Below are 805 nucleotides of genomic sequence, written 5' to 3' on the forward strand. Positions count from 1 at the left end.
CTTGATCGAAGTGGAAACACTGCTGGGGCTGAGCCAGACTCCCGCGGTCCTCGCTGATGGGACACCGCTGGATCCGGAGTTGGCGCGGATGCTTGCCGAGGACAGCACATGGCAGGGCCTGCTGGTGGAGCTGACCCAGTCCGAGGCCTTCCAGACCGCACGACGAGCACACACAGCACGAGACACCGAGACAAGCAGTAAGACCGACGGCGATGGCCCGGACACCGAAGATCCAGACGACGATCCAGACGACGGGAGTTCTGACGATGTCGGTGATCCCGACGACGGCGGTCCAGACGATGACGGTCCAGGCGACGGCGGTCCCAGCGGCAACGCCCCGGACACAGTCGGCGGTCCGGACACCGATCCGGACCGAAAGACGCACTCCGCGAACGACACCACCCCACCACCGGCACCCGAGAATCCCGACCCTGCACCCGAACCGGATGCGTCGCGTGGGTCGTCCACCCGCGGCGCCCGGTTATGGCGACTCCTCTTCCGCGGCCGAATACGACCCGCCGGCACCGTCCCACCACACCGACCCGACCCCAACAACAACCGCCACAACCAACGCTGCCACCGACATCACACCGGCACCGGCAGCGCCCCCGGTGGGGAATACGCACGCGCACAACTGATCACCGCACTCCTCGCCGCGATCACCGACAACCCCGCCCTCGCCACCGGACCCCACCCCGACGGACACGGCGCACACACCACACCACCACCAGGAGCACTGACCTACCGACCCAGCTCCGAACTCGCCGCCCGCATCCGCATGACCTACAGCACCTGCACCCACCCC

1 pseudogene is annotated in these 805 nt (G+C 67.7%); it reads left to right on the top strand.

Annotated features, from left to right (window positions below):
* Window positions 1-805 (top strand): annotated as a pseudogene (locus tag A2J03_RS31340) (HNH endonuclease signature motif containing protein); the annotation flags it as partial.

Origin of the sequence: Rhodococcus sp. EPR-157 (assembly GCF_001647195.1) — a bacterium.
In the GTDB taxonomy this organism is placed as follows: domain Bacteria; phylum Actinomycetota; class Actinomycetes; order Mycobacteriales; family Mycobacteriaceae; genus Rhodococcoides.